Origin of the sequence: Arthrobacter sp. ZGTC131, from assembly GCF_002929275.1 — a bacterium.
Taxonomy (GTDB): Bacteria; Actinomycetota; Actinomycetes; order Actinomycetales; family Micrococcaceae; genus Arthrobacter.
Genome location: NZ_PJIK01000073.1, coordinates 1 through 638, shown reverse-complemented (window position 1 = coordinate 638; position 638 = coordinate 1). Strand labels below are relative to the sequence as shown.

Annotated in this window: 1 protein-coding gene; it reads left to right on the top strand. The window is 59.9% G+C overall.

Annotated elements, in window-relative coordinates:
• A partial coding sequence (locus tag CXQ90_RS21740; protein WP_258064715.1) for an SLC13 family permease occupies window positions 1–638 on the top strand: 638 nt, incomplete at both ends.

Sequence of the window (638 nt, the reverse complement as noted above, 5' to 3'; positions counted from 1 at the left end):
GCCGTCGCCATCGTGGCCCCGATTGCCCTGGGTTTTGCGGCCAAACACAAGATCAATCCGCTGATGATGGGCATGATGGTGATCCACGGTGCGCAGGCAGGCGGATTCTCGCCAATTGCCGTCTACGGAGTCACGGTCAACGGCATCATCGGTGAAACCGATCTGGAATCCAGCCCCCTGGCCGTATTCCTAGCCAGCCTGCTCTTCAATACCTTTATTGCCCTGATTCTGTTCTTTGTCCTGGGCGGCAGCAAACTTCGCAGCGGCAAGGTGGGCGGCTTCGTGGAGGAAGTTGCCCAGGCACGGATGAACCTCAGCACCGCTGGCCGCGCCGACGTCGCCTTCAAGGGATTCGGCTCCGACATCTATGGTCCGCGCGACCCTGCCGGAGACGGTCTTACCGCCACTAAATCCCGCACCGAACTGTTTCCGCAGATTGTGACGATCGCCGGTTTGGTCGCCCTTGCCGTCATCGCCCTCGGATTCAAGGTTGATGTTGGCTTTGTCTCCATCACCATCGCCGTGATCCTGGCGTTGGTTTCCCCGCAGGCGCAAAAGGGCGCCATCAACAAGATCAGCTGGACCACGGTCCTGCTGATCTGCGGCATGCTCACCTTTGTCGGTGTGCTCCAGGAAGC